The sequence below is a fragment of the Dietzia massiliensis genome (assembly GCF_018390595.1).
In the GTDB taxonomy this organism is placed as follows: Bacteria; Actinomycetota; Actinomycetes; order Mycobacteriales; family Mycobacteriaceae; genus Dietzia; species Dietzia massiliensis.
In genome coordinates, this window is the sequence record NZ_JAHBAV010000039.1 from 1 (window position 1) to 26,357 (window position 26,357).

The following is a 26,357-nucleotide window of genomic DNA, read 5'->3' on the forward strand; positions in this document are numbered from 1 at the left end:
CGACGGCGGCGGTGTAGCGCTCGGAGGCGTCGGCCATCGCCTGCTTGGATGCCTCGTCTGTGCCGTCGAGATTGAAGACCTGGCCGCCGAGGCGCTCGATCCAGCGGGACGCCTCGGCGCGGTAGTCCTCGAGATGACGGTTGTGGTGCGCCTCCAGCTGCGTCTGGCCCTTGTTCTGGCTGCGGGAGACCACAGCGACGGCCACCGCGATCACTGCGGCGATGAGGAGGAATTCCACGACACGACCTTTCTCGGTACTGGTTCCGAGGGTACCGAGAACGCTGGTTCAGGTGCGCCGTCCGCCGCGGTCAGGGGCGGCCGTCCCCGCCGCTCACCACGCCCGCCTCACGCAGGCGGGCCACCTCCGCCGGGCCGATCCCGAATCCGGTGAGCACCTCGTCGGTGTCCGCCCCGCGAGGGCGTGGGCCGAAGCGGACGGACCCGGGCGTCTCGGACATCTTCACAGGGATCCCGACGCTGCGGTAGCCCTCCCGCTCGACCACCATCTCGCGGTGCAGGACGTGCGGCATCTCGAGTGCCTCGCCGACCTGGTTGACCGCCCCGGAGGGCACTCCCGCGGCGCGCAGCCGGTCCGCGAGGTCATTGCGGCCGATCGAGCCGACGAGGTCCCCGAGGATCCCCCGGAGTTCCTCCGCGTGCGCGAGCCGATCGGCGTTGGTGTGGAAGCGGGGGTCGTCGGCGAGGTCGGGTGCGCCCAGCGCAGCCGCGAGGGAACGGAACTGGCGGTCGTTGCCGGCCCCGATGAAGAAGGGCCCGTCCACGCACGAGAAGGTCTCGTAGGGGCAGATCGTCGGATGCGCCACGCCGGTCCGGACGGGCTGCTCCCCGCTGGCGAACCACTTCCCCGCGTGCGGGTGCAGGATCGACACAGCGTTGTCGAGCAGCGCGAGGTCGATCAACTGCCCGCGCCCGGTCGTCTGCCGGGCGTGCAGCGCGAGGAGGATGCCGTTCATCGCGTTGAGGCTGGTGACGATGTCCACGAGCGGGATGCCGATCCGCATCGCCGGGCCGTCGGGCTCACCGTTGATGCTCATCAGGCCGGACAGCGCCTGCAGGACGGCGTCGTAGCCCGGCGCCCCGCCCAGCGGGCCGTCGACGCCGTACCCGGTGATGCGGCAGTGGATGAGCCGCGGGAACCGTTCGGCGATCACGTCGTCCGCCAGCCCCCACCGCTCGAGGGTCCCGGCCTTGAAGTTCTCGATCACCACGTCCGCGCCCTCGAGCATCCGCCACAGCAGAGCCTGCCCGTCCGCGAGGCGCAGATCGATGCTCACGTTGCGCTTGTTGCGGTTGAGACCGTCGAAGTAGGCGCTGTGGTCCTCCCGCACGAACGGCGGCCCCCATCCGCGGGTCTCGTCCCCGTCCGGCGGCTCGACCTTGATGACATCGGCGCCGTGGTCGGCGAGCATCTGTCCACACAGGGGACCGGCGAGGACGCGGGACAGGTCCACCACCCGGATGTCGGTGAGCGCGCCGGTGCGCGGCATGTCGGTCACGGCTCAGGCTCCCGTCACGCGGTCGAGCCACGCGGCGGCGGGGCTCTCCACCGGGGCGCCCTCGACGATCAGGGGCCACGCACCGTCCATGCCGTCGCGGACCGCCGCATCGGCGAGCAGCGACTCCCAGAAGGCGGCCGAGCCGAACTCCCCCCGCCACTGCAGCGCGGGCAGGGTCAGGCGGTGCAGGGTGTGCTCGTGGGTCGTCCCGATCGCGCCGTGGACCTGGTGTGCGTTGCGGACGGCCACGGCGAGCGCCTGCGAGACGACGCTTCGCGCGACGGCCACCCGGAATCCGGACAGCGGACCGGCGAGGTCGGTGGCCAGTGCGTCGGCGACGGCCTGATCGGCCGCCGCCCGGGCGAGGGCGGTTTCGGCGGCGATGTCGACGACGAGGTTCTGCACCGACTGGAATCGGGCCAGTGGCCGGCCGAACTGGGTCCGCTCGGTGGTGTGCGCGACGGCCGAGTCGAGCATCCCCTCGGCGGCGCCCACGCACTGCACCGCTCGCGCCAACGCTCCCCGCAGGACTGCGACCTCGACCGGGCCCGGCTCGACGGCGGTCCACTCGACGTCCTCGGGCGGCGTCACGTCGGCCAGCGGGACCGCGGAGACCCCTCGGACCGCCGCGACGCCGGTCCGGCCGGTCGGCACTTCGGCCACCTCGTACCCGCCGGCCGGGCGGCCGCCCACCTCGTCGTCGTCCCCTCCTGCCGGTCGCACGAACAGGACGGTGTCGGTCGCACCCGCCCAGGGAACCCTCCGTGCGTGTCCGTCGGGGCCGAGCACCGCGAGGGTCGCCGTCCCGGCGGAGGCGTCGTCGAGCGCGGCGGCGCGGCGGAGGGGCCCGACGACGAGGTCGGTCTCCGCGTAGGGAACGGCCACTCCCGCGGCCGCTGACAGGCGGAGTAGTGCAGCCGCCTCGGCCCAGCCGGCGCCGCTGCCGCCTGAGGTCTCGGGGGCGGTGAGCCGGGCGAGGCCGACCTCTGCCAGGGTCCGCCACACGGCCGCGGGGTCCGGCTCGATGCCCGGGCCGGAGTGCTCGGCCAGGACGTCGCCCATCATGGCGAGGAGGTCCTCGTCGACGGCGAGGTCGGCGGTCGCGGCCTGCTGGTCGGACGTGGCGGCCTGCGGGTCAGTGGTGGTGTGCAGGTCAGTGGTGGCGTGGCTCATCGCATCCCCAGTCCCCGCGCGATCACGCCGCGCAGAATCTCGTTGGTCCCGCCGCGCAGCGTGAAGCCGGGGCGTTGATGGAGTCCGGCGCGGAGCAGGTCGGTCAGCTCGGACGCCGCCGGGTCGCCGTCGCCCGGCCGGAACTCGTCGCCGAGGCCGGTGGAGACCGCGTCGACGAGGTCCCCCTCCGTGGTGGTGCCGAGCAGCTTGACCAGCGCGGCGGCGGTGTCGGCGGGTTCACCTCGTTGGAGCGCGCCGGCGATGTTCTGGCTCAGCGAGTGCAGGCCGGCCATCCGCGCCACCGACCGACCCAGGTCCGCGCGGGCGGGCAGCGCTCCCTCCGCGACCGCCCCGATCTCGGCGGCGAGCAGGCGGAACGAGGACAGGAACCGCTCGGGTCCGCTGCGTTCGAAGGCGAGCTCGGAATTGACCTGCTCCCAGCCGTTGCCGAGGGTGCCGAACACCATGGCGTCGGGGACGAACACTTCGTCGAGGATCACCTCGTTGAAGTGGTGGTCGCCCGACAGCGACACGATCGGCCGGATGGTCACCCCCTCGCTGCGCAGATCGACGATGAACTGGCTCAGGCCCGCGTGGCGGATCGTGGTGTCGAGTGGCTCGGTCCGGCAGAGGGCGATGAACGCCTCGGCGTGCTGGGCGCCGGACGTCCACACCTTGGTTCCGGTGATCGACCAGCCGCCGTCGACCTTCACGCCCTTCGTGCGGACGCTGGCGAGGTCGGAGCCCGAGTCCGGCTCGCTCATCCCGATGCCGAAGCAGCACTCGCCCGCCGCGATCCTGGGCAGGTACTCGCGCTTCTGCTCCTCGGTGCCGTAGCGCAGCAGCGATGGGGCGATCTGCCGGTCGGCGACCCACTGCGCTGCCACCGGTGCGCCCACGGAGAGCAGTTCCTCGGTGACGACGAAGCGCTCGAGGAACGTGCGTCCCCGACCGCCGTACTCGGTGGGGATCGTCATCCCGACCCATCCACGCTCGGCCAGTCGCCGGGTGAAGTCCTCGTCCCACTTGGTCAGCCAGGTGTCGATCCACGGGGTCAGTCGCCCCGCCGCGATCTCGTCCGCGAGGAAGGCACGGACCTCCGCCCGCAGGGCGGTCATCTGCTCCGACGCCAGGGTCGTGGGTGGGGCGAGCGCGGACCTCATCGGTGCTCCTCGGGTCGGGGTGCGGTGACCGGGGTTAGCCGGTTCGGGGATTCCCGGCGCCGATAGTGACCAGCGCCACGGGAACAGCATCGCACGGTCGCGAGTCTTACGCAATGAAGGAATGGGGTACGTGTCTACGGATCACTGGGCTGTTTTCCGAGAGGCCGGATACTGTTACCTCATGACGGAGAGCGAGACGACGGGCGGCGATTCCGCGAGCGACGTCGGCCGGGCCACCGAACGACCACGCCACCGGATGGTCGACAGGGTCGCCGCGATCATGGAACTCGTCGCGCGTTCCGGCTCGGGGATGACGCTGACCGCGGTGGCCAAGGCCCTCGACGCGCCCATCAGCTCCACCCAGGGACTCCTCAACGGCCTGGTCGCCGTGGGATATCTCGACGAGCGGAACCGGATCTACACGCTCGGCACCGCCCCGTACCTGCTCAACGTGATCGCGGGACGCCCGCCCGTCACCTCGGTGTCCCACGAGCAGCTGGAAGCGCTGCACTCACAGACCGGGCTCACGACAACTCTGTCGACGGATGTCGGCGACGACCTGTTCTACGTGGACTTTGTCTCCTCCGACCCGCACTACGCCTACCTCGCGGAGAACAAACTGCGTCGCTCTCTGCTGCGGACCTCGTCCGGGTGGCTGCTCCTCGCGGACCGCGAGCGGCGGGACGTGTGGGCCTACCTCAACTCTCGGCCCCGCGAGGACGCCGAGTACGTCGACCGGTTCCTCGCCGCCCTCGACGACCTGATCGACACCGGGGTCTGCCGCGCGCCCGGGGTGGCCGTCGACGGCGGGGACGGGGTCTCCGTCGCACTGCGCGAGCGCGGCCGCACCATCGCGACGGTCGGCGTGATCGGCAGCCGAGCCGAGATCCTCGCCCGCAAGGACGAACTCGCGAGCGCGTGCCTCGAGCACGCGACCTCGTGGGGCCTCCGGTAGCCGAGGACCCGCGGCCGCCGCCGGCTACCGCCCCTCGTACCGACCGGCGCGCTTCTCCCCGAACGCCGCGAGCGCTTCGCGGTGATCCTCGGTGTGGTGGGCCAGGGCCTGCATCGACGCGGACAGCTCGAGCAGCGACTCCAGCGACTGGTGCTGGGACTCGCGGAGCAGCCGCTTGGCCATCCGCACCGAGTGCGGCGGGTTCTTGGCAACCCGCGCCGCGAGACCGCGAGCCGCGTCCATCAGGTCGTCGGGGTCGACCACCTGGTTGACCAGGCCCCACTCGGCGGCCTGCTCGGCCCGCACCCGGTCGCCGGTGAGAGCCATCTCCGCCGCGCGCGCCGGACCGATCGCCTTGGTGAGCAGCCAGGCCCCGCCGTCGCCGGGAATGATGCCCAGCTGGACGAAGCTCTCCGCGAACCACGCCCTGGTCGACGCCACCCGCAGGTCGCACATCACCGCGAGATCGCAGCCCGCGCCGACCGCCGGCCCGTTGACCGCGGCCACCACAGGGACCTCACAGTGGTACAGGGCGCGGGGGATCCGCTGGATGCCGTGGCGATAGCCGTCGCGGAGCTGGTACGGCGAGCCCCCGAACATGCCGGCCCGGTCGGCCATGTCTTTCACGTTCCCGCCCGCCGAGAACGCCGACCCAGCGCCGGTGAGCACCACGGCGCGCACATCGTGGTCGGCGTTGACCACCGCGACCTGCTCACAGAGGGCGTCGACGATGGCCGGGTCCGAGATGGGGTTGCGGGCGTCCGGGAGGTTCAGGGTCCACGTCTCGATGTGGTCGGCTCGCTCGACGAGCAGGGGCGCTGAGGCCATGAGGGGACTTCTTTCGTAGTCGCGGAAACCGGCTCGCTATCTAACTACGTAAACCGTTACCCGACAGTATCGACCCGGCGCGTCACCGTCAACGATCACTGCCGTCTCGGGTCTGCCCGTACGCACGGTTGCGGAACGACAGAACCCCCGGCCTGGAGGACCGGGGGTCTGAGGAATTCTCTGCGGAGCCGCGTGTCGGAATCGAACCGACGACCTTTTCATTACGAGTGAAATGCTCTACCGACTGAGCTAACGCGGCGAGCCCTTGTGGGGCGACGCAACTATATCCGACGGACCCCTGAGCCGAAAAACGGCCCGCGCCGGGAGCACTCCCCCGGCGCTCACGCCGGACCACTCCAGCCTGGCGGGTCAGGAGTCGAGCGCCGCGCGGATCGCACCGACCATCGCCGACACCGCGAACTTCGGCTTGACGTTGACCTCGATCGCGGCCCGGCACTCCTGCACCGCCTCGATCGCCTTGAGGATCGAGGCAGCCGAATAGTGCCCGCCGAGGCGCGCAGCCTCCTCGGCCTTGTCGGGGTGGACCGCGGCGACGTCGCGGGCACCGAGCGCGACCATGAGTGCATCCCGGTAGAAGCCGGCCAGGTCGACCAGGGCGAGGTCCAGCGAGTCACGGGTGGAGCGGGTTCGCCGGGACTTCTGTGCACGTTCGAGTTCCTTGACCGCGCCCGTCGCCCCGCGGCCGGCGGACGCGGTGCCCTTACCTGTGCCGCCGGCGCCGAGGGCGGTACGTAATTCCTCGACCTCTCGCTCGTCCGACTCGGTGTTGCGCGCGAGCGCCTCCTGCTCGGCGGAACTGACGAGCCGGCTCGCGAGCGGGAAGGCCCGCCCGGGGTTGTGCATGACCATCGGCAGCTGGAGGACGACGTCCCGACGTTCGCGGGTCGCCTCGTCGGTGGCCAGCCACCGCGCCCGCCCCACGTGCCCGGAGGAAACCGAGGCGGCCCACCGCGCGAGATCCGGCTCGATCGCGTCGCCGTCGGCGAGAAGGACCCGCTCGACCGCCGCGGCGTTCGGCTGGCGCAGCGCGACGTTCCTCGACCGCGAGCGGAGTGTGACCATGATGTCCATCGGATCGGTGGTCGGCGAGCACAGCAGGAACACGGTCCGGCTCGGCGGCTCCTCCACCACCTTGAGCAGCGCGTTGCCGGACTGCTCCGTGAGCCGGTCCGCCTCCTCCACCACGACTATCTGCCACCGACCGGTCCCTGGACGGCTGGCCGCGCGGTGGATGGTCTCCTTGACGTCCTTGAGGAGGATGTTCACGCCCTGCGGGGCGAGCAGGTGGACGTCGGCATGAGTTCCCGCCAGGACGGTATGGCACGCGCGGCACCGACCGCACCCCACCACGTCGGGGTCCTCGCACTGCAGGGCCGCCGCGAATGCCATTGCCGCCACACTGCGTCCGCTGCCCGGCGGCCCGGTGAACAACCACGCGTGGACCATGCGGGGGTCGGACTCGTCCCACCCCTGGCCCGGGACGCGGGCACGGGCGGCCGTCGCGGCAGCGGTCAGCTCCGCCACGACGTCGGCCTGTCCGGCCAATCGTTCGAACACCCCGGGCATGGCCCCACCTTATCCCCGCGGACCGACACACCTGAGTCCCCACCGGCACCGGCGCGAACTAGGCTGGGACCGATGGAGCGCTGGGTCAGGTTGTTCAGGTGGCTGTGGGCCACCCCCTGGCCCGTGTATGCGCTCACGATGGTGCAGGCCAACATCATCGGCGCGGTCTTCGTGTTCTCGTTCCTGCGCTTCGTGTTGCCGGTGGACCGGTTCCTGGACCTCGACGAGTTCCGGTTCCTCAACCAGTACCTCTTCATCGGCTACCTGGTGCTGGCCTTCATCGGCGGCGTCATTGCCTCCACACTGCTCCTGTTACCCGTGCTCAGAGTGGACCGGGCGGGCGCGGAGTTCGACGGCGCCATCCGCCGCCGCACCCTGCGTCTGCCGTTTCACCAGGCGATCATCTCGGGCACGATGTGGCTCATCGGGACCCTGCTGTTCGCCGCCGTCAACGTCGGCCACTCCCCCAGGCTCGCCCTCATCGTGTCGGTGACGAGCCTCCTGGGCGGGAGCACGACCGTCCTCATCTCCTATCTCCAGGCCGAGCGGATCATGCGGCCGATCACCGTGCGCGCGCTGGCCAGCGGCGTGCCGGCCAACCGGCACGTCCCCGGCGTCCGGCGCCGGATCTTCCTGGGCTGGGCGCTGACGACGGTCATCCCGATCGCCGGCATCCTGCTCATCCTCACCGGCCACTGGTTCGGACTGTTCGGTGACGACCCCGGGACCATCCTCGTCGCACTGGCGGTCCTGGCGAGCGTCGCCGTCATCGCCGGCGCCATCGGCATGGGGCTGGTCTCGGACTCGATCGCCGACCCCGTCCGCGAGATGCAAGCGGGTGTCAGCCGCGTCAAGCAGGGCGACCTCGAGACGCGCGTGACGATCTACGACAGCTCGGAGATCGGCCGCCTGGCGCAGGGCTTCAACGAGATGGTGACCGGCTTGCAGGAGCGCGAGGCGATCCAGGACCTGTTCGGCCGCTACGTCGGCGAGGACGTTGCCCGCAACGCCCTCGAGCGCGGCACCGAACTCGGTGGGCAGGAGCGGGAGGTCGCGGTGCTGTTCGTGGACCTCACCGGGTCGACCGAGTTCGCGGCAGCACACGAGCCCGCCGAGGTCGTGTCGGTGCTCAACGAATTCTTCCGGATCGCGGTCGAGGCCGTCGACTCCAACGGTGGGTACATCAACAAGTTTCAGGGAGACGCACTCCTCGCGGTCTTCGGCGCGCCCCTCGAGGTGGACAACGAGGCCGGCCGCGCCCTGCGCGCCGCCCGCGCACTGCAGAGCCGCCTCGCCGAGCTGTCGCCGCTCTCCGCGGGCATCGGCGTCTCCTACGGGACGGTCATCGCCGGGCACATCGGTCACGCCAAGCGGTTCGAGTACACGGTGATCGGCGACCCGGTCAACGAAGCCGCGCGCCTCACGACCCTGGCCAAGATGGAGCAGGGGCACGTACTGGCCTCGGCCGCGACGATCCACCACGCGGACGACCCGGAGGCCGCCCGGTGGGTGCTGGGCCAGAGCGTCGAGCTGCGCGGCCGCGGGATCATGACCCAGCTCGCCCGGCCCCTGCGCCCCACCCTGGCGGATCGGTGGCAGGCGGGCGACGCCGTGCGGCGGTCCGCGTCCGACGCCGAGTCCGCGGCGTCGGACGCACGCCCCGCCGCCGCTCCGGCAGCCGACGCGGTCGTCGACGACGCGACGCTCTGACCGACCCGCCGTCCGTCAGCGACGGGAGGAGGCCGCCTTCTTCGCTGGGGCCTTGCGGGCGCCCGACTTCTTGGCGGGGGCCTTCTTCGCCGGCGGCGACTTGGCCCGGCGCTCCGAGAGCAACTCGGAGGCCCGCGCGTCGGTGAGACTCTCGACGGTGTCGCCCTTGCGCAGCGACGCGTTGGACTCGCCGTCGGTCACGTAGGGGCCGAACCGGCCGTCCTTGACCAACATCTGCTTGCCGGAGACCTCGTCGATACCCATCTCGCGCAGCGCCTTGGGCGCGGCGGCCTGGCGACCCCGGCGCTTGGGCTCGGAGTAGATCTTGAGCGCCTCCTCGAGCGTCACCGTGAACACCGCGTCCTCGGATTCGAGAGTGCGCGAGTCGGTGCCCTTCTTCAGGTACGGCCCGTACCGGCCGAGCTGCGCGGTGATCTCCTCGCCGCTGGCGGGGTCGACGCCCACGACGCGGGGCAGAGACAGGAGCTTGAGCGCGTCCTCCAGCGTGACCGTCGCCGGATCCATGGACTGCATGAGCGACCCGGTCCGCGGCTTGGGCCCCGTGGGGTTCTCGGAGTCCTTCTTGGCCTTGCGCGTGACCGCGGCCTTGGCCTTCGTGGCGGCCTTTTTGGCCTCCGCCTTGGCCTCGTCGTCCTTCGCCGCGGCGATCGCGGCGTCGCGCTCGGCGTCGATCCGCTTCTTCTCCGCCTCGGCGTCGGCGAGCACCTTCTTCGCCCACGCGGCCTTCTCGTCGTCGCTCGGCTCGGGCAGCTTCTCGGTGACGTAGGGCCCGTAGCGTCCGTCCTTGACGACGATCTCGTGCCCGGTCTCGGGGTCCACGCCCAGCGGACGCCCGTCCTGCGGGGTGGCGAAGAGCTTCTCGGCCACCTCCAGGGTGAGCTCGTCGGGGCTCATGCCCTCGGGCAGGTTGGCGCGCTGCGACTCCTCTTCTCCGGACTCGCCCGTCACCATCCGCTCGAGGTACGGACCGTAGCGACCGACGCGCACGTAGACGGGGCGCCCCTCGGCGTCGTCGAACACGCGGATCGAGTTGATGCTGCGGGCGTCGATGGCCTCGAGGTTCACGTCGACGAGGTTCTTCAGCCCCACCGCGTAGTTGGAGTCCGCGTCGCCCTCACCCCCCTCACCGTGGCCCCCCGGGCCACCGACGCCGAAGTAGAAGCGGCGCAGCCAGTCGCTCCGGTTCTCACGGCCCTCGGCGATCGCGTCGAGCTCGTCCTCCATGAGGGACGTGAAGTCGTAGTCGACGAGCCGACCGAAGTTCTGCTCGAGCAACCCGACCACCGCGAACGCCACCCAGCTGGGCACGAGCGCGTTGCCGCGCGAGTAGACGTAACCGCGGTCCTGGATGGTGCGGATGATGCTCGCGTAGGTGGACGGGCGGCCGATGCCCATCTCCTCCATCGCCTTGACGAGGCTGGCCTCGGTGTAGCGGGCCGGCGGGCTGGTGGTGTGTCCCTCGGGCACGAGATCCGAGCCGGTGAGGGGCTGGCCCTCGGACAGCTGCGGCAGGCGCCGCTCGGCGTCGTCGGCCATGGGCTTGTCGGAGGATTCGGCGGGCTCGTCGGCGGCCTCGACGTAGGCCTTGAGGAAGCCCGGGAACGTGATGGTGCGACCGGACGCGGAGAAGGTGGCGCGGCTGTAGCCGGAGGCGTTGTCACCGGCCTGCCCGCTGATGCGGATGCTCACCGACGTTCCGCGGGCGTCGGCCATCTGGGAGGCGACGGTGCGCTGCCAGATGAGCTCGTAGAGGCGGTACTCCTCGGCGTCGAGCACCCCGTGGAGCTGGCCGGGGGTGGCGAATGACTCACCGGCGGGGCGGATGGCCTCGTGCGCCTCCTGTGAGTTCTTGACCTTGCGCGTGTACTGCCGCGGCGTGGGCGAGACGTACTCGCTGCCGTAGAGCTCCGCCGCCTGCGCCCGGGCGGCGGCGATGCCACCCTCGGACAGGGTGGTGGAGTCGGTTCGCATGTAGGTGATGTAGCCGTTCTCGTACAGCCGCTGCGCGATGCGCATGGTGCGCTCGGACGTGTACCGGAGCTTGCGGCCGGCCTCCTGTTGGAGGGTCGAGGTCATGAACGGCGCGTAGGGGCGCCGTGTGTAGGGCTTGGACTCGACGGTGTCGACGACGAAGTCGGCACCGTCGAGAGCCCCGGCCAGCGCGCGGGCCGCGGGCTCGTCGAGCACGACGGAGTCCTTGGCTGCGCCGGTGGTCTTCAGCCTGCCGTCCTGGCCGAAGTCACGGCCCTGCGCCACCCGGGCGCCATCGACGGCGGAGAGTTTGGCGGTGAAGCTGCGTGGCTCACCGGCGTCACCTCCGGCCGAGCGCTGCGTCGCCAGGGTTGCGGTGATGTCCCAGTAGTCGGCGGCGACGAACGCCATGCGTTCGCGCTCGCGCTCGACGATGACGCGGGTGGCCACCGACTGCACACGCCCGGCGGACAGCCGCGGCATGACCTTCTTCCACAGCACGGGCGAGACCTCGTATCCGTAGAGACGGTCGAGGATGCGGCGGGTCTCCTGGGCGTCGACGAGGTCGGTGTCCAGCTCGCGGGTGTTCTCGGCGGCGGCGAGGATGGCGGGCTTGGTGATCTCGTGGAACACCATGCGCTTGACGGGGACCTTGGGCTTGAGCACCTCGAGGAGATGCCAGGCGATCGCCTCACCCTCGCGGTCGGGGTCCGTCGCGAGCAGGAGCTGATCCACCCCCGCGAGCTCCTTCTTGAGCTCGGAGACCTTCTTCTTCTTGTCGGCGCTGACCACGTAGATGGGCTCGAAGTCGTCCTCCGGGTTCACGCCCAGCCGCGCCCACGGTTCCTTCTTGTACTTGGCGGGGATGTCCGCGGCGCCCTTGGGCAGGTCGCGGATGTGACCGACGGAAGCCTCGACCACATAGTCGGACCCCAGATAGGGCTGGATCTTGCGCGCCTTGGTGGCGGACTCGACGATCACCAGGCTCCGCTTGCCGCCCGATGCTGTCTTCTTGCTCGCCACTGGAGTGCTCCCAACCTGCGCTGATCCGTCGGCGACGCCCGCCGTCGACTCCGGTCCCGGTTACGGTACGCGTGCCGGAGCCTTTCCATACAGATTCATACCAGGCCGGTCCGTCACGGGAAGAAACGCGATCCACCCCTGCGCGGGCCCCGTGAGCACGCCCACCCGGACGCCACCACCCCCCGGGACGGTCCGGCCTATCCCTCTATATGCATCGCGCACTCGAGCGCCCCCTCGTCGTCGTTCCCCCCAGCGCACACCGTCGCGAGTGGCGGAGATAGACAGATCGGTCTACGATGAAGAGGAACATCCACGGCCGCGGATTGCAACCTGTTACAGTTCCGGCAATTCGGCCGTGGCCGCGGGCTGCGCCCTAAAGGGCGTACCGTCGATGGCCGTACGGGAGCCACGACGAGTCCCGATCATCACGACTTTCTGGAGGTCAGCAGCGGTGGGCAATGCGTCCAAGACCAAGCTGGACAAGGTGGTCATCCGCATCGCGGGTGACTCGGGTGACGGCATGCAGCTCGCCGGTGACCAGTTCACGTCCGAGGCGGCCGCGTTCGGTAACGACCTGGCGACCCAGCCCAACTATCCGGCCGAGATCCGGGCTCCGCAGGGCACCATCCACGGCGTCTCGAGCTTCCAGATCCAGATCGCGGACTACGACATCCTCACCGCCGGTGACCGTCCCGACGTCCTGGTGGCGATGAACCCGGCCGCGCTGAAGGCCAACATCGGCGACCTGCCCTCGGGCGGGATCCTCATCGTCAACTCCGACGAGTTCACCAAGCGGAACCTGACGAAGGTGGGCTACGAGTCCAACCCGCTGGGCTCACCGGCGTTCGAGGCGTTCCAGGTGCACGAGGTCGCGATGAGCACGCTGACCATCGGCGCCGTGGAGTCGGTCGATATCGGCAAGAAGGACGCCGAGCGCTGCAAGAACATGTTCGCGCTCGGTCTGCTGATGTGGATGTACGGGCGCACGGTCGACTCGATCGAGAAGTTCCTGGCCGACAAGTTCGGCAAGAAGCCGACCATCCTCGAGGCCAACACCCTGGCGCTGCGGGCGGGCTGGAACTACGGCGAGACCACCGAGGCGTTCGCGTCGGAGTACGAGATCGCCCCCGCCAAGCTCCCCGCGGGCCGCTACCGTCAGGTCACCGGCAACACCGCCCTGGCCTACGGCCTGGTCACCGCCGGCACCTCGGCCGACATGCCGGTCTTCCTGGGCACCTACCCCATCACCCCGGCCTCGGACATCCTGCACGAGCTCAGCAAGCTCAAGCAGTTCGACGTGACCACCTTCCAGGCCGAGGACGAGATCGCCGGAATCGCCTCCGCGCTCGGCGCCTCCTATGGTGGCGCGCTGGGCGTGACCTCGACCTCCGGGCCGGGTCTGGCCCTGAAGTCCGAGGCGATCGGCCTGGCCGTCATGACCGAGTTGCCGTTGGTCATCATCGACGTCCAGCGCGGCGGTCCCTCGACCGGCCTGCCCACCAAGACCGAGCAGTCCGACCTGCTGCAGGCGCTGTTCGGCCGCAACGGTGAGTCGCCGGTGGCCGTGGTGGCCCCCCAGTCCCCCGCGGACTGCTTCGACGCCGCCCGCGAGGCCGCCCGCATCGCGGTCACCTACCGCACGCCGGTCATCCTGCTCTCGGACGGCGCGATCGCCAACGGCTCCGAGCCGTGGCTGCTGCCCGAGGTCGACGCGCTGCCGAAGATCGACAGGAACCTTGCCAGCGCGCCCGAGGCGGGCGAGGAGGGCGCGACGGTCCCCGACTACCTGCCCTACGCCCGTGACCCGGAGACCCTCGCCCGCGACTGGGCCGTGCCCGGTACCGCGGGCCTCGAGCACCGCATCGGTGGCCTGGAGAAGGCCAACGGCACCGGCAACATCTCCTACACGCCGGATAACCATGACCTGATGACCCGCACGCGCGCCCTGCGCATCGCCCGCATCGACGTGCCGGACCTCGAGGTCGACGACCCGTCGGGAGAGGCCGACGTCCTCGTCGTGGGATGGGGCTCCTCCTACGGACCCATCGGCGAGGCCGTGCGCCGCGCCCGCGCCAACGGCCACCGCGTGGCCCGCGCACACGTGCGTCACCTCAACCCGCTGCCCCACAACATCGGCGAGGTGCTGGGGCGCTACCGCCGCGTGCTGGTGCCGGAGATGAACCTCGGTCAGCTGTCGATGCTGCTCAAGGCCCGCTTCCCCGCCAACATCCAGCCCATCACCAAGGTGCACGGCATGGCGTTCTCCGCCGAGGAGCTGCAGAACGCCATCGAAGCCGAGTTCGCCGGCCGCCTCACCCACGCCGAGCACGACAAGTACCGTGTCGCGCTCGACGGGGTCGTCACCACCACCGGTGAGCCCGCGGCCCGCGCCCGGCAGATCGGTCACACCGCCACCGGCACCACCACCGCCAACCGAACCCGCTGACACAGACGAGCGAGGAGAGGACCCCCATGACAACAACCGAACCCGGACTCGTCGGCACCAAGCTGCCGCTCGACGCGCTGTCCTCGGTGCCCAAGACCGACGCCCCTCAGAAGCCCAAGGACTACACCTCCGACCAGGAGGTGCGCTGGTGCCCGGGCTGTGGCGACTACGTCATCCTGGCCACCATCCGCGCGCTGCTGCCCAAGCTCGGTCTCAAGCGCGAGAACATCACCTTCATCTCAGGCATCGGCTGCTCGAGCCGCTTCCCGTACTACCTCGAGACGTACGGCATGCACTCGATCCACGGCCGCGCCCCGGCCATCGCCACCGGCCTGGCCACCACCCGCCCCGACCAGTCGGTGTGGGTCGTCACCGGCGACGGCGACGCCATGTCCATCGGCGGCAACCACCTGATCCACACCCTGCGCCGCAACGTGAATATGAACATCCTCATGTTCAACAACCGGATCTACGGCCTGACCAAGGGCCAGTACTCCCCCACCTCCGAAACCGGCAAGGTCACCAAGTCCAGCCCCATGGGCTCGTTGGACCACCCGTTCAACACCCTGTCACTGGCACTGGGCGCCCAGGGCACCTTCGTGGCCCGCGCCCTGGACTCGGACCGTAAGGGCCTGACCGAGGTCCTCGAGGCCGCCGCCCGCCACCGCGGCACCAGCTTCGTGGAGATCATGCAGGACTGCCCGATCTTCAACGACGGCTCCTTCGACCTGCTGCGCAAGGAGGACGCCGCCGACCACCTCATCCCGGTGCGTCACGGCGAGAAGATCATCTTCGGCGACTCCGGCCAGCACTGCGTGGTCCGCCGCGGCTTCTCCCTGGCCGTGGCCGCCACCGCGGACGTCGACGAGGCCGACATCGTGGTCCACGACGCCCACACCGACGACCCGACCTACGCCCACGCCCTGGCCAACCTGTCCAGCCAGGACCTGGAGTACACGGTCACCGGCATCATCCGCCAGGTCGCCCGCGACACCTACGACGACCTCGCCCGCGGGCAGGTCGAGCACGCCAAGGAGATCGCCACCAGCGATCTGCAGGCCCTCCTCGACGGCTCCAGCACCTGGACCGTGGAGTAGGACCGAGCACCACCAGCGCCGCGTCAGGCGACGCCGACGGCTCACGCACCACCGCTCACGGGGGCGGTCACCGGCTCACACGCGCCGGGTGACCGTCCCCGTGACGCGTCCCCGGGTGTCCCAGGTCCGTTCGACGACGTCGGCGACGCCGTGCTGGTCCACGCGGACCGCGGTCGTCGACCGGGTGCCGTAGGTCCCGCCGATGCGGACGAACCTCGACGACAACCGCCACTCGTGCGTCAGGGGCACGCCGGTGCGGGGCATCGTCCACGGCGCGGCCGGGCGGCGGTCCGCCAGCACGTCGAGCAGTGCCCGCGACCAGTCCGGGCCCTCCATGAGGTCGGTGCCCAGCAGCGTCCGCACGTCACGGACCGCGCCGACGACCTTGGGCCACGGCGTGTTGAGGGCCGCGTTGGACAGTCCGTGGACGCCGTCGTCGAGAGGCAACGGGCCGCGGGTGGACCGGTTGGAGGCCCACCACATGGCGTCGAGGTCACCGGCGAGGAGGTTGACGCCCCCGTAGGCGTCGAGGCCGTCGACGACGTGGTGGGCGAACTCCGTGACCGGCACCGGCCCGGTGAGCGCATCGACCGGCAACTCACCACGCGACGCCGGCGCGGGGATCGCCGGCCCGGGCTCGCGGACATTGGTGACCGCGGCGAACCGCCCGCCCGGCGCCAGCGCCATCCAGGTTCCACCGGCGGTGATGTCCCGGCCGGCGACGATGTCCGCGACACCGTCGTGCTCCAGCGTCCACTCGTGGAGCGGCTCGGTGGGCCGGGCGAGGACCTCGTCCCGGTTGGCCACCACGATGAGGGGATAGCGGGGGTGAACCCGGCGGGCGACCACGAGCATGCACATACCCCCACGGTACGTCGACCTGCGACGGGGCAGCGCGCGGCGGGGGCGCGCCCCGCGTCAGCCGGGCCAGTGCTCCGCGGGCACCCCGGCGGGTGGTGCGCCGATGTTCTGCGCCAGCCGCGCCCGCGCCTTGGCAGTCCCCAGTCGCAGCAGCGGGCCGCCGCCCTTCGACCCGACGTACGTCGTCCGGATGCCGGCCCGCTCCAGCGCCGCGCGCAGCGCGTCCCGCCGGGGGGCGTGGTGCTCCAGCCCGGCGTCGATGCCCAACTCGGCCACACCGGTGTCCGTGATGTGGCCGGCGGTGAGGACCCAGATGCGCAGCGCCCCGGCCGAGGGCGTCCACCCCTCCGGGACCGCGGTGACGGCGCCCCGCCGCCAGCGGCGCACCATCGGCGCCAGCACCGACGTCCGCGCCGTGGAGACCGTGCACCGGCCGTCGGGATCCGGGTCGGAGCGCACGGGATCCAGCCCCGCCTGCGTCAGGATCGTCTCGAACGCGTCCGCCCGCCACGCGGCGTCGAGCGCCACCGACACCTGCGCCACCTCGCCGGCCAGGGTGGACTGGCCGCGGGCGGCCAGGACGCCCTCGAGATCCGAGGGGTCGGGGACATGGTCGTCCGCGGCGAAGAACGACAGCTGCGTCACGGCTCCGAGCCTACGGTCGGCCTCCGACACCGCCGACCCCGACACGGCACGAGGCCCCCACCGCGAGCGCGGTGGGGGCCTCGTCGTGTCGGACCTGATCGGTCAGAGGGCGCGGACCTCCTGCGCCTGCGGGCCCTTCTGACCCTCGCCCACCTCGAACTCGACGCGCTGGTTCTCCTCGAGCGACTTGAAGCCGGTGCCCTCGATGGAGGAGTAGTGGACGAAGAGGTCGGCGGAACCGTCCTCGGGGGCGATGAACCCGTAGCCCTTCTCCGCGTTGAACCACTTGACGGTGCCCTGTGCCATGTTTACTGCGTTCCTTTTCCGTACTGCCAGGTGCGACTCGCGGGATGGCCGCGCGTGTCGGGCCGACGCCCCCGTTCACCGGCTGCCCGGTGGGCGGTTGTGACGACCGGCTCCAGTAGACCACGACAACAGCGGGAGGAGTACAGATCTTGGGGACGTCGGTCCTCCGCCGGTCGCGAATCGACCGGCGGGGCGGAGCCCTCTACGGTCGAAGGGTGACGACTTACGGACGCGAACTCCTGGGCCACCTGCTGGACCAGCTCCCGGCCGGTCCGTCGCCACTGACCCACGCCGCCGACCTGCCCGCCCGCGAGGCGCGGTACGCCGACTGGCCCACCTGGGCCCACCCGGGCCTGGTCGACGAACTGCGCGCCCGGGGCGTCGACCGGCCCTGGGCCCACCAGGTCGCCACCGCCGAACACGCGCACGACGGTCGACACGTCGTGGTGGCGACGGGAACCGCGTCCGGGAAGTCGCTCGGCTACCAGCTGCCCGCGCTGAGCGCACTCGCCGAGGACCCCAACGCCTGCGTGCTCTACCTGGCCCCGACCAAGGCCCTCGGGCAGGACCAGCTCTCGTCGGTGATCTCGCTGGTGGACTCCGTGCCCGGGCTCTCTCACGTCGCACCCGCCTCCTACGACGGAGACACCCCGTCCGACGCCCGACCCTTCATCCGGGAGAACTCCCGGTGGATCGTCACCAATCCGGACATGCTCCACCTGTCGATGCTCGGCAGGGCCCGCCAATGGACACGGATCCTGCGGGGGCTCCGCTTTGTCGTCGTCGACGAATGTCACTCCTACCGCGGTGTGTTCGGCTCCAACGTCGCCCTGGTCCTGCGACGGCTCGACAGGTTGGCCCGCGCCCTGGGCGCGGCGCCGACCTTCGTCCTGGCGTCCGCCACCACCTCCGACGCCGGGGCCGCCGCCACCACGCTGGTCGGCCGCGAGTGCGTGGAGGTCACCGACGACGCCTCGCCCCAGGGCGGCCGCACCGTCGCGCTGTGGGAACCGCCGCTGATGGAGGGGGTGGCCGGCGAGCACGGCGCGCCCGTCCGCCGACCCGCGCCCGTCGAGGCGTCGGCGCTCATGGCCTCCCTGGTGGCAGAGGGCGCGCGCACGCTGACGTTCGTCCGGTCCCGCGCCGGTGCCGAGTCCACCGCGCTGCGCGCCCGCGAGCGCCTGGCCTCGGAATACGGGGCGCGCGGACTCGAACTCGCCGGCCGCATCGCCGCCTACCGCGCGGGCTACCTCGCCGACGATCGCCGCGAACTCGAACGCGGCCTCGCCGAGGGCGAGTTGGTGGGCGTGGCCTCGACCTCCGCGCTCGAGCTGGGCGTGGACATCTCCGGTCTGGACGCCGTGGTGAGCGCGGGATTCCCCGGCACGATCGCCTCGTTCTGGCAGCAGGCCGGCCGCGCCGGGCGCCGCGGCCAGGGCGCGCTGGTCATGCTGGTCGCGCGCGACGACCCTCTGGACACCTATCTCGTCCACCACCCCGAGGCCCTGCTGGGACGGCCCGTCGAGGCCACCGTCACCGACCCCCGCAACCCCGTCCTGCTGGCCGGGCAGCTGCGGTGCGCGGTGAGCGAGCGGCCGATGTCCCACGAGGAGGCGCGGGCGTGGGGCGCCACCGAGGTGCTCGAGGACCTCGCCGCGCGCGGGCTCGTGCGGCGCCGACCAGCGGGCTGGTACCCGGCCGCCGACGACCACACCCCGCACGCCGAGGTCGACATCCGCGGCACGGGCGGCGCGGAGGTCGTGATCGTCGACGCGGTGGACGGCCGCATGCTCGGCACGATCGATTCCGTCCGCGCCCGCTCGCAGGTCCACCCCGGCGCGCTGTACCTGCACCAGGGCGAGTCGTTCATCGTCGACGAACTCGACCTCGACGAGGGGCTGGCGCTGTGCCACCCCGAGGTGCCGGAGTGGACGACCTCCGCGCGCGAGCAGGTGTCGATCGACCTCATCGAGACGTTGGAGACGGTGCCGGCCGGGCCGGTGACCCTGTCGCTGGCGGACGTGGAGGTCACCACCCGCGTCACCGGCTATCAGCGGCGCCTGCGCGGCGGGGAGATCCTCGACGTGCCCCCACTGGACCTGCCCGAGACGACCCTGGCCACGCGGGCGGTGGTCTACACGCTCACCCCGCAACTCCTGCGCGTGGCCGGGCTCGAGGAGGCGGACTGGCCGGGGGCACTGCACGCGGCCGAGCACGCCGCGATCGGGCTGCTGCCCCTGGTCGCCACGTGCGACCGCTGGGACATCGGCGGGGTCTCCACCGCCCTGCACCCCGACACCGGCCTGCCGACGGTGTTCGTCTACGACGGTTACGCCGGCGGGGCGGGCTTCGCCGAGCGGGGCTTCCGGCGCGCGACCTCGTGGCTGCGGGCGACCCTCGACGCGATCCGCGCCTGCGAGTGCGAATCCGGATGCCCCTCCTGCATCCAGTCCCCCAAGTGCGGCAATGGGAACGACCCGCTCTCCAAGCCGGGTGCGGTCGCGCTGCTCACCGAGGTGGTGGGGCAGCTCGCCGGGGTCGTCGGGTAGCCGCCGCCGGTCGACCTGCCCACCGCGGCCCGCACTCACGTCGGCCCCGGTCTCACCTCGGCCCGGGGCCTCACACCGGCCCCGCCCGCGCGACCGCCGACGCCGCTCGCGAGCCGAGAACGCCGAGATCCACGTGCACCTCGGCCCGGGCCACCACGTCGTGGCCGTCGACCGTGCACACCGGCAAGTCCGCGCCGTTCGCGGCGGCGATCCCGGACGCCGCCGTGCACGGGGCCAGGCCTTCGCGGAGCGCGTGCGCGCCGGCCAGCGCGGCCAGGTCCGCGGCGGATCGGGCGGCATGCGTGGCCACTGCCGCCCGTCCCACCAACAGAACGGCCACGGCCAGCGCCAGGACGGCCGCCACGGCGAAGGCGGTCGCCACGGTCATGGCCCCCTCGTCGTCGTCACCCACCCGGCGCCACCCGGTGCGCACGGCTACGGCGGCGCGGTGCCAGGCCACCGCACGACGCCCCGTCACGGCGCCACGGCCCGTCACGGCGCGGCGCCCGGCTCGGCACGCGCCACGGCCCGACCGCGTAGCTCCACGCCGGGCAGGCCCCGCGCCGGCGCCACGACCTCGGCCGTGACGGCTCCCCCGCCGCCGACGACCGAGACGTCGGCACCGGGCGCGGCGACCCGGCCGGCCGCCGTGCCCTCCTCCACCCCGGACATCGCGGCCACCCGCGCCGCCTCGCGGGCGGCGTCGACCACCCTGATCTGCGTCAACGCGGCGCCGGCACCGGCGGCGGCGAGCGCGACCACCACCACGAGGGAGGCGATCCCGAGGGCGGCCTCGACGGTCACCGAGCCGTCGTCGCGGGCCGCCGCCGCGCGGAGCCGTCGCGGCACCGTTACACCGAGGTGTTGAGAGCCTGCTCGATGATGCCGCCGAGCGCGTCCGGGATCGAGTCGCCGCTGACGACCGTGTACAGCACGGCCCCGAACGCCGCCGCGGCGATGGTCCCCACGGCGTATTCGACGGTGGACATCCCCGCGTCCGCGCTGGTCATCGCGTGGAAGCGGCGATGCAGGGCGGATCGGGCGCGCGCCACCGCCGCCGTCGGGGCGGCGAGAGTCCGGGTGGCGAGAGTCCGGGTGGCGAGGGTGGCGGTCTGATGGGTGTGGTGAGTGGACATGCGGTTTCTCCTTCTTCACTGACCGGGGCGGCGTCTCCGCCCCGGAATCCGAGTGGCCGGCGGCGCTGCTCACGGCATGACCCCCGGCAGCATCCCGTCGGCCAGACCCACCACGACGGGGAGCACGCCAAGGCAGACGAACGCGGGCAGGAAGCACAGGCCGAGGGGCCCGGCCACGAGGACGGAGGCGCGCTCGGCGCGGGCGGTCGCGGCGGCGTCGGCCTCGGAGCGCATCCGTGCGGCGGCGTGCTCCAGCGCGGAGCGAACCGACCCGCCGCCGTCGCCCGCGCGGATCAGCACAGGAGCGACGGGGGCCAGCCGGGCGGCGCCCGGGACGTCCCGCCAGGCCTCGGCCGACGTCGCGCCCAGCCGCATGCGGGCGGCCGCCGCGCGCAGGGGTTCCGCGGCGTCGGGGTCGGAGTGCTCGACGGCGTCGGCGACCGCGGACAGTGCGTCCGGCGTGGGCAGGCCCGCGAGCAGGGCGACCGCGAGCAGGTCCAGCAGGTGGGCGAGCACCTCGGTGTCGGCTGAGGCGTGGCGGCGCCGGGTGAGCGGGACCACGAGGCGCACCACTGGACCCGCGATGCGGCCCGTCAACGCCGCGGCCGCGGACGTCGCCACGCTGTGCGGGAGCCCCGTCGCCCCGTGCTGCCGAGCAGGCCCAGCGGTGTCGGGGAGGACCGCGTCGAGTCTCTCGGCGGCCCGGGGGCGCCACGGCGCGATGCACACCGCGGCGGCGAGCAGGAGAACTGCCGGGCTCACCTGGCGGCCCCGCCCGCGATCCGGTCGGTCCACAACAGACCGGCCGCGAGGAGGACCGCCCCCGCCAGGCACAGGGCGCCGCCGAGTGTCCCGCTCAGCAGGACGCCCAGGGGGTCGGCTCCGAAACCCGCGCCGAGCAGCACGCCCAGGCCGGGCAGGGCGGTGAGGATGACGGCGGTGGCTCGGGGTCCGGCGAGCGTGGCGCGCGTTCGGACGGCGCGCTCGCGGCGGGAGGCCACGTCGGCGCGGAGACCGTCCACGACGTCGGCGAGCTCGACCCCGTGCCGGGTCGCGAGCAGCCAGGCCCCGGCGAGCTCGCCGGGGACGCGGTCGCCCCCGAGGTCACGCTTCGAACCGTCGGCGGGGGCCGCGGCAGCCGGGCCGGTCACCACGGTCGCGGCGGGTAGCAGCGCCGCGGTGACGTCGCCGCCCAGGCGGGCGTGCGATCCGGCGGCGGCGAGGATGTCCCCGACCTGCCGGTCGTGGGCGGCGGCCGCGTCAGCGGCCCGGCCGAGGGCGGCCCCCGGCCCGGCGCCCGCCCGGAGGGCGGAGGCGGCGTCGTCCAGCGCGCGCTCCCACGCGCCCAACCGCGTGAGGCGGCCGCGGCGTTCGGTGGCGCGGCCGTGGAGGTCGGCGGCGACACCGCCGAGCACCGCGGCCGCGCAGGCGTGCAGTGGTCCGGCGCCGACCAGGCCGACCAGCCCCGCAGCGACCGGCCACGAGAGGCTCGCCGGAACCTGCAGGACGAGGCTGCCCAGCGCGCCGATGCGCTGGGCGGCGCCGGTCGCGGCTCCGCCAGCCGCGGCACCGGCACCCGCGGAACCGGTCGCCCGGCCCGCGGCACCGTCGCCCGCGGCCCGGTCGAATCCACCGGCCTCGAGCGCCGCCAGCCGGTCAGCCGCGCGCCCGCCCGGCCACACCAGGAGCGCGACGGCCACCAACACCAGCGCGGCCGTCATCGGACGCGCTCCGCGAGTATCGCATCGAGGGCCGCACGACCGGGCGCGTCTCCCCCGTCGGCCCGCCAGGCCGGGTCCACCACGATCCCCTGTGCCTCGCGGCGCACCACCCCGATCGAGTCGACGCCGCGCATCCCGTCGGGCAGGCGGCGCATGCCCACCACGACTCGCAGCGACGCGGCAACCTGGGCGGACAGCGCGGCGCGATCCAGACCGCCGAGGGCACCGAGCGCCTCCAGTCGCGCGGGCAGCTCGGTCGGCGAGTTGGCGTGGACCGTGCCCGCGCTCCCGTCGTGGCCGGTGTTGAGGGCGGCGAGCAGGTCGGCGACCTCGCCGCCGCGGACCTCGCCCACGGCGATGCGGTCGGGCCGCATGCGCAGCGCCTGCCGGACGAGGTCGGCCATCGTCACCTCGCCGGCGCCCTCGACGTTGCCGTGTCGCACCACGAGCCGGACGACGTGCGGGTGCGCGGGTCGCAGCTCGGGCGAGTCCTCCACACACAGCAGCCGCTCCGAGTCCGGGACCAGCCCCAGCAGCGCGGCGAGCAGTGTGGTCTTGCCGGAACCGGTGCCGCCCACGACGAGGTAGCCGACCCGGGCCGCGACGAGCGCGCGGAGCAGCGGCTCGGCGTCGTCGGGGACGGTGCCCGCGGCCACGAGCCGGTCGAACGTCGACTGCGCGGGCCTCGACACCCGTAGCGACAGGCACGTCCCGTCCACGGCGACCGGAGGAAGGACCGCGTGCAGCCGCCACGCCATACCGTCGCGGGAGCGCACCACGCCGTCGGCCCAGGGGCGCGCGTCGTCGAGCCGCTGGCCCGCCCGCCCGGCCAGTCGCACCGCGAGCGCGCGCAGCTCGGCCTCGGTCGGCACCACGACGTCGGTCTCCTCGAGCCCCCGACCGCGATCGACCAGCGCGGGGCCCGGTCCGTCGACCACCACGTCGGTCACGCCGGGACTGGCAAGCAGCGCCTCGAGCGGCCCGGCACCGGCGAGGTGTTCGCGGACGAGCCGGGCGGTGCGCAGTAGGTCGAGGTGTCCGTGGAGGACGCCGGACTCGGCGCGCACCGCGCGGACCACCTCGTCGGGTTCGGGATCCACGCCCAGGCCGGCGAGGCGCGCGCGGACGCGGTCGACCAGGTCGGCGGGCGGGGCGCCGGGGTTCTCAGCGCTCACCGGCGCCCACCTCCCCGAGCAGGGTGTCGGCGAGTGCGCCCAGCCGCCGCATCCCGCCCGCGCGACCGCGACGCAGCGCATCGGCCAGCTCGCCGGCGCCGGCTGCACGCCGCACGGCACCGATCTCGGGCAGCACGTGCCACCGCTGAGCCCCCACCGATCCGGCGACGTCGGCCGCATGCAGGGGGTCACCGCGCCCGGTCCGGATCACCAACGCCGCGCCGGGTGACCGCCGCACCGCCCGTCGGGCCGCGACCGCGCCCTGGAGGTCGGCCCTGGTGACGACGACGACGAGGTCAGCCTCGTCGCGCACCGGCCCGCAGTCCTCGGAGCCGCCGGAATCGCTCACCGCGAGTCCGCCGCCCGCCCGGTGGGCCCGCGCGGCGCCCGGTCCGCCATCGGGGGCGCAGGCGTGGTCGGCGTCCGCCGGGCCGGTTCTGGATCTGGCGAGGACCCGCAGTCCCGGCAGCACCTCGGGTGCCGCGCCCCACAGGGCGTCGGGGTCGGGCCCGCCCAGGTCGGCGCGGACGTCCTCGACACGCAGGCCGGAGTGGTCCTCCGTCCCCAGCAGCAGGTCGACGCCGGTGCCGTGCGGGTCCGTCTCCACCAGAAGGGTCCGGTGAGACGGCGCGGCCCGGACCGCCATCGCTGCCGCGAGCGTGCTGGCCCCGCATCCGCCCACCGCGCCACCGACGACCACCACCGCTCCCGTCCGTGTCGGCACCGGCGCGAGTAACACTCCTACGAGATCGCCGGTTCCGGACGGCAGGCGGATCACCTCGTCGTCGTCACCCGGATCGCGGTCCGAGCCGACCCGCACGACCCGTGACCCGCCGGTTCCCACCCTCCCCGCGGCGGCTGCGTCTGGATCGGCACCGCTGGCACGGTCGCCGTCGCGGTCCACGCGCTCGGCGGCGCGGTCGGTCACCAGGACGTCGGCGGGCCCCGTCCCCGGTTCCATCGCCAGGGCGGCCAGCACCGCGCGCACGTCGGCGTCCAGGTCGGGATCGGTGATCTCCACCGCGACGGTCAGCGCTCTCGTAGTCGTGTCCACGGCGCCCACCCTCGCCCATGCCGGCGACCGTCGACCCCGCGGCGACGCGGGACGGCGGTCGGCCTGTGGAGGGGGACGGGGCTGTGGAGAACGCGCGGGGCGTGGCGCTCGTGGCGCACTCACCCGTGGTGTCCACGCGGGCTTCGGGCCCGCTCAGCCGCAGCCGCCCAGCCTTCCCAATCGCAGCCGCACGCGAACATGGCGTCTCGCGCAGCCCGCGGCGGGTGCGAGACGCCATCCCGGGGAGCGGCTGCGAATGCCCGCGGCGCCTTCGGATACCCACAAATGCGAGAAACCGCGGCAGGGGGTGCCGCGGTTTCTCAAAGCCTCAGTTCTCGGGGGGATGAACTGAGCACCTATAGGGGGATGCCCCGTTAAGGGCACATCCAGTATCACCCATCTGCGTGGGCAACACAAGGACCGTATCCTGGGTGTCGTGTCCGCCCCCCGCCCACCGGGCCCCAGGATCTCGCACCGGCCGCGCCGCGTGGCCGCGTTCTTCGACCTCGACAAGACGATCATCGCTACCTCGTCGGTGTTCGCGTTCAACAAGTCGTTTCTCGACGAGGGCCTGCTCTCCCGCCGGTCGGTCATCGACCTGGCCTACACGCAGCTGGCGTTCAGCCTCTCCGACGCCGACGACGAGCAGATGCAGAAGGTACGCCAGGCCATGGCGACCGCCACCAGGGGCTGGGCGCCCGAGCAGGTCGAGCGGATCGTCACCGAGGCGCTCACCGAGAAAGTCTCGCCCACCGTGTACGCCGAGGCGCAGGAACTGCTCGCCGAACACCGCGCGCTGGGCCACGACCTGGTGATCGTGTCCGCGTCGGGCGAGGAACTGGTCGCGCCGATCGCCCGCATGCTCGGCGTGGACCACTACGCCGGCACCCGCATGAACCGCGACGAGAACGGCCGGTACGGCGGGGAGATCGAGTTCTACTGCCAGGGCCCCGGCAAGGCGGAGGCCATCCGCGGGTTCGCCGACCGGTACGGTTACGACCTCGACGCGAGCTACGCCTACTCCGACTCCTCGACCGACCTGCCGATGCTCGAGCTGGTGGGCCATCCGACGGTGATCAATCCCGACCGCGCGCTGCGCCGCGAAGCGCTCGAGCGGGGCTGGCCGATCCTGACGTTCTCCAACCCCACCCCGCTGCTGCCGACGCTCGAGAGGGCGACGGGGCCGATCGTGGGTGTCGGGGCCATCGTCGTGGCGATGAGCGCGGCGGCCGCCGCGTTCGCGCGTGGTGCGAGGCGGGCGGCGCGGTAGTTCCCGCTCCGGCGTGTCAGCTCCGCCGACGCCCAAACATCCATCGTGGGCCGCGGCCCGAGCCGAACGCGATGGTCGGATCGTCTCAGGAGTCGGCGGGTTCTTTGGGGGTTCCCACCATCGCCCCGGCAGGGTGCTCGACGGCATGC

General features: G+C 72.5%; 22 protein-coding genes, 1 tRNA gene and 1 pseudogene. 6 read left to right on the forward strand and 18 right to left on the reverse strand.

Annotation, left to right across the window (positions count from 1 at the left end):
• The 4 genes and pseudogenes from KHA85_RS11310 to KHA85_RS11325 all read right to left on the reverse strand — a co-directional run.
• A pseudogene (locus KHA85_RS11310) lies at positions 1-238 on the reverse strand (DUF1542 domain-containing protein); the annotation flags it as partial.
• 70 nt (positions 239-308) lie between these two features.
• Positions 309-1,508 carry a CaiB/BaiF CoA transferase family protein gene (locus KHA85_RS11315; protein ID WP_236885556.1) on the reverse strand — a complete coding sequence of 400 codons (1,200 nt, stop codon included), beginning with the start codon at positions 1,506-1,508 and terminating at the stop codon, positions 309-311.
• A gap of 12 nt (positions 1,509-1,520) precedes the next feature.
• On the reverse strand, positions 1,521-2,582 hold the full coding sequence (locus tag KHA85_RS11320) for an acyl-CoA dehydrogenase family protein (protein ID WP_213185881.1): 1,062 nt from the start codon (positions 2,580-2,582) through the stop codon (positions 1,521-1,523).
• A gap of 104 nt (positions 2,583-2,686) precedes the next feature.
• Complete coding sequence (locus KHA85_RS11325) at positions 2,687-3,853, reverse strand: acyl-CoA dehydrogenase family protein (protein ID WP_213185862.1); 1,167 nt, start codon at positions 3,851-3,853, stop codon at positions 2,687-2,689.
• Between the two features lie 256 nt (positions 3,854-4,109).
• Between KHA85_RS11325 and KHA85_RS11330 the strand changes: the two genes are divergently transcribed.
• On the forward strand, positions 4,110-4,808 hold the full coding sequence (locus KHA85_RS11330; protein ID WP_109148461.1) for an IclR family transcriptional regulator: 699 nt from the start codon (positions 4,110-4,112) through the stop codon (positions 4,806-4,808).
• Positions 4,809-4,832: 24 nt separating this feature from the next.
• Here the strand turns inward: KHA85_RS11330 and KHA85_RS11335 are convergent, their stop codons facing one another.
• The 3 genes from KHA85_RS11335 to KHA85_RS11345 all read right to left on the reverse strand — a co-directional run bounded on the left by KHA85_RS11335 (position 4,833) and on the right by KHA85_RS11345 (position 7,223).
• Entirely contained in the window at positions 4,833-5,636 is an 804-nt protein-coding gene (locus KHA85_RS11335) for a crotonase/enoyl-CoA hydratase family protein (protein WP_213185863.1), read from the reverse strand.
• A 186-nt stretch (positions 5,637-5,822) separates the two neighbouring features.
• Positions 5,823-5,895, reverse strand: a tRNA-Thr gene (locus KHA85_RS11340).
• A gap of 110 nt (positions 5,896-6,005) precedes the next feature.
• Positions 6,006-7,223 (reverse strand): DNA polymerase III subunit delta', encoded by a 1,218-nt coding sequence (locus KHA85_RS11345; protein WP_213185864.1) that lies wholly within the window; start codon positions 7,221-7,223, stop codon positions 6,006-6,008.
• A gap of 72 nt (positions 7,224-7,295) precedes the next feature.
• On the opposite strand from KHA85_RS11345, the gene KHA85_RS11350 reads away from it, so the two are divergent.
• Complete coding sequence (locus KHA85_RS11350) at positions 7,296-8,933, forward strand: adenylate/guanylate cyclase domain-containing protein (RefSeq protein ID WP_236885553.1); 1,638 nt, start codon at positions 7,296-7,298, stop codon at positions 8,931-8,933.
• 15 nt (positions 8,934-8,948) lie between these two features.
• Here KHA85_RS11350 and topA read toward each other — a convergent pair whose 3' ends face one another.
• Positions 8,949-11,948 carry a type I DNA topoisomerase gene (gene topA / locus KHA85_RS11355; RefSeq protein ID WP_213185865.1) on the reverse strand — a complete coding sequence of 1,000 codons (3,000 nt, stop codon included), beginning with the start codon at positions 11,946-11,948 and terminating at the stop codon, positions 8,949-8,951.
• Between the two features lie 451 nt (positions 11,949-12,399).
• On the opposite strand from topA, the gene KHA85_RS11360 reads away from it, so the two are divergent.
• Both KHA85_RS11360 and KHA85_RS11365 read left to right on the forward strand, forming a co-directional pair.
• The gene (locus KHA85_RS11360; protein WP_213185866.1) at positions 12,400-14,394 is read left to right on the forward strand and encodes a 2-oxoacid:acceptor oxidoreductase subunit alpha; all 1,995 of its coding nucleotides are present in this window, start codon (positions 12,400-12,402) and stop codon (positions 14,392-14,394) included.
• A gap of 26 nt (positions 14,395-14,420) precedes the next feature.
• Positions 14,421-15,491, forward strand: coding sequence for a 2-oxoacid:ferredoxin oxidoreductase subunit beta (locus KHA85_RS11365; protein ID WP_213185867.1), 1,071 nt, complete (start codon positions 14,421-14,423; stop codon positions 15,489-15,491).
• A gap of 75 nt (positions 15,492-15,566) precedes the next feature.
• Here KHA85_RS11365 and KHA85_RS11370 read toward each other — a convergent pair whose 3' ends face one another.
• The 3 genes from KHA85_RS11370 to KHA85_RS11380 form a co-directional block, all read right to left on the reverse strand.
• Positions 15,567-16,352 (reverse strand): NRDE family protein, encoded by a 786-nt coding sequence (locus KHA85_RS11370; RefSeq protein ID WP_213185868.1) that lies wholly within the window; start codon positions 16,350-16,352, stop codon positions 15,567-15,569.
• A gap of 57 nt (positions 16,353-16,409) precedes the next feature.
• Positions 16,410-16,997, reverse strand: coding sequence for a hypothetical protein (locus KHA85_RS11375; RefSeq protein WP_213185869.1), 588 nt, complete (start codon positions 16,995-16,997; stop codon positions 16,410-16,412).
• Positions 16,998-17,099: 102 nt separating this feature from the next.
• Complete coding sequence (locus KHA85_RS11380) at positions 17,100-17,303, reverse strand: cold-shock protein (protein ID WP_007628711.1); 204 nt, start codon at positions 17,301-17,303, stop codon at positions 17,100-17,102.
• A 215-nt stretch (positions 17,304-17,518) separates the two neighbouring features.
• Between KHA85_RS11380 and KHA85_RS11385 the strand changes: the two genes are divergently transcribed.
• On the forward strand, positions 17,519-19,852 hold the full coding sequence (locus KHA85_RS11385; RefSeq protein ID WP_213185870.1) for a DEAD/DEAH box helicase: 2,334 nt from the start codon (positions 17,519-17,521) through the stop codon (positions 19,850-19,852).
• A 70-nt stretch (positions 19,853-19,922) separates the two neighbouring features.
• Here the strand turns inward: KHA85_RS11385 and KHA85_RS11390 are convergent, their stop codons facing one another.
• The 7 genes from KHA85_RS11390 to KHA85_RS11420 form a co-directional block, all read right to left on the reverse strand.
• The gene (locus KHA85_RS11390; RefSeq protein ID WP_308936933.1) at positions 19,923-20,330 is read right to left on the reverse strand and encodes an Rv3654c family TadE-like protein; all 408 of its coding nucleotides are present in this window, start codon (positions 20,328-20,330) and stop codon (positions 19,923-19,925) included.
• A 14-nt stretch (positions 20,331-20,344) separates the two neighbouring features.
• A complete protein-coding gene (locus KHA85_RS11395; RefSeq protein WP_236885555.1) occupies positions 20,345-20,701 on the reverse strand; it encodes a TadE family type IV pilus minor pilin in 357 nt (118 codons plus the stop codon).
• A 2-nt stretch (positions 20,702-20,703) separates the two neighbouring features.
• Positions 20,704-20,862, reverse strand: a complete 159-nt coding sequence (locus KHA85_RS11400) for a DUF4244 domain-containing protein (protein WP_082904216.1) — start codon at positions 20,860-20,862, stop codon at positions 20,704-20,706.
• A gap of 195 nt (positions 20,863-21,057) precedes the next feature.
• Positions 21,058-21,750, reverse strand: a complete 693-nt coding sequence (locus KHA85_RS11405) for a type II secretion system F family protein (protein ID WP_213185871.1) — start codon at positions 21,748-21,750, stop codon at positions 21,058-21,060.
• Positions 21,747-22,709, reverse strand: coding sequence for a type II secretion system F family protein (locus tag KHA85_RS11410; RefSeq protein ID WP_213185872.1), 963 nt, complete (start codon positions 22,707-22,709; stop codon positions 21,747-21,749). The genes KHA85_RS11405 and KHA85_RS11410 overlap by 4 nt, the downstream gene beginning before the upstream one ends.
• Complete coding sequence (locus KHA85_RS11415) at positions 22,706-23,884, reverse strand: TadA family conjugal transfer-associated ATPase (RefSeq protein WP_213185873.1); 1,179 nt, start codon at positions 23,882-23,884, stop codon at positions 22,706-22,708. Before KHA85_RS11415 ends, KHA85_RS11410 begins: the two co-directional genes overlap by 4 nt.
• On the reverse strand, positions 23,874-24,938 hold the full coding sequence (locus tag KHA85_RS11420; RefSeq protein WP_213185874.1) for a CpaE-like family protein: 1,065 nt from the start codon (positions 24,936-24,938) through the stop codon (positions 23,874-23,876). Before KHA85_RS11420 ends, KHA85_RS11415 begins: the two co-directional genes overlap by 11 nt.
• Before the next feature lie 436 nt (positions 24,939-25,374).
• Here KHA85_RS11420 and KHA85_RS11425 point away from each other — a divergent pair, with 436 nt between their 5' ends.
• On the forward strand, positions 25,375-26,208 hold the full coding sequence (locus KHA85_RS11425; RefSeq protein WP_213185875.1) for an HAD family hydrolase: 834 nt from the start codon (positions 25,375-25,377) through the stop codon (positions 26,206-26,208).
• The last annotated feature ends 149 nt before the right edge of the window (positions 26,209-26,357 follow it).

What these genes read in the sequence shown, in the direction of transcription:
- KHA85_RS11315 (WP_236885556.1), bottom strand. Translation starts at nt 1,508, where the DNA reads ATGCCGCGCACCGGCGCGCTCACCGACATCCGGGTGGTGGACCTGTCC.
- KHA85_RS11320 (WP_213185881.1), bottom strand. Translation starts at nt 2,582, where the DNA reads ATGATGGGCGACGTCCTGGCCGAGCACTCCGGCCCGGGCATCGAGCCG.
- KHA85_RS11325 (WP_213185862.1), bottom strand. Translation starts at nt 3,853, where the DNA reads ATGAGGTCCGCGCTCGCCCCACCCACGACCCTGGCGTCGGAGCAGATG.
- KHA85_RS11330 (WP_109148461.1), top strand. Translation starts at nt 4,110, where the DNA reads ATGGTCGACAGGGTCGCCGCGATCATGGAACTCGTCGCGCGTTCCGGC.
- KHA85_RS11335 (WP_213185863.1), bottom strand. Translation starts at nt 5,636, where the DNA reads ATGGCCTCAGCGCCCCTGCTCGTCGAGCGAGCCGACCACATCGAGACG.
- KHA85_RS11345 (WP_213185864.1), bottom strand. Translation starts at nt 7,223, where the DNA reads ATGCCCGGGGTGTTCGAACGATTGGCCGGACAGGCCGACGTCGTGGCG.
- KHA85_RS11350 (WP_236885553.1), top strand. Translation starts at nt 7,296, where the DNA reads ATGGAGCGCTGGGTCAGGTTGTTCAGGTGGCTGTGGGCCACCCCCTGG.
- KHA85_RS11365 (WP_213185867.1), top strand. Translation starts at nt 14,421, where the DNA reads ATGACAACAACCGAACCCGGACTCGTCGGCACCAAGCTGCCGCTCGAC.
- KHA85_RS11370 (WP_213185868.1), bottom strand. Translation starts at nt 16,352, where the DNA reads ATGTGCATGCTCGTGGTCGCCCGCCGGGTTCACCCCCGCTATCCCCTC.
- KHA85_RS11380 (WP_007628711.1), bottom strand. Translation starts at nt 17,303, where the DNA reads ATGGCACAGGGCACCGTCAAGTGGTTCAACGCGGAGAAGGGCTACGGG.
- KHA85_RS11400 (WP_082904216.1), bottom strand. Translation starts at nt 20,862, where the DNA reads ATGACCAGCGCGGACGCGGGGATGTCCACCGTCGAATACGCCGTGGGG.
- KHA85_RS11410 (WP_213185872.1), bottom strand. Translation starts at nt 22,709, where the DNA reads ATGACGGCCGCGCTGGTGTTGGTGGCCGTCGCGCTCCTGGTGTGGCCG.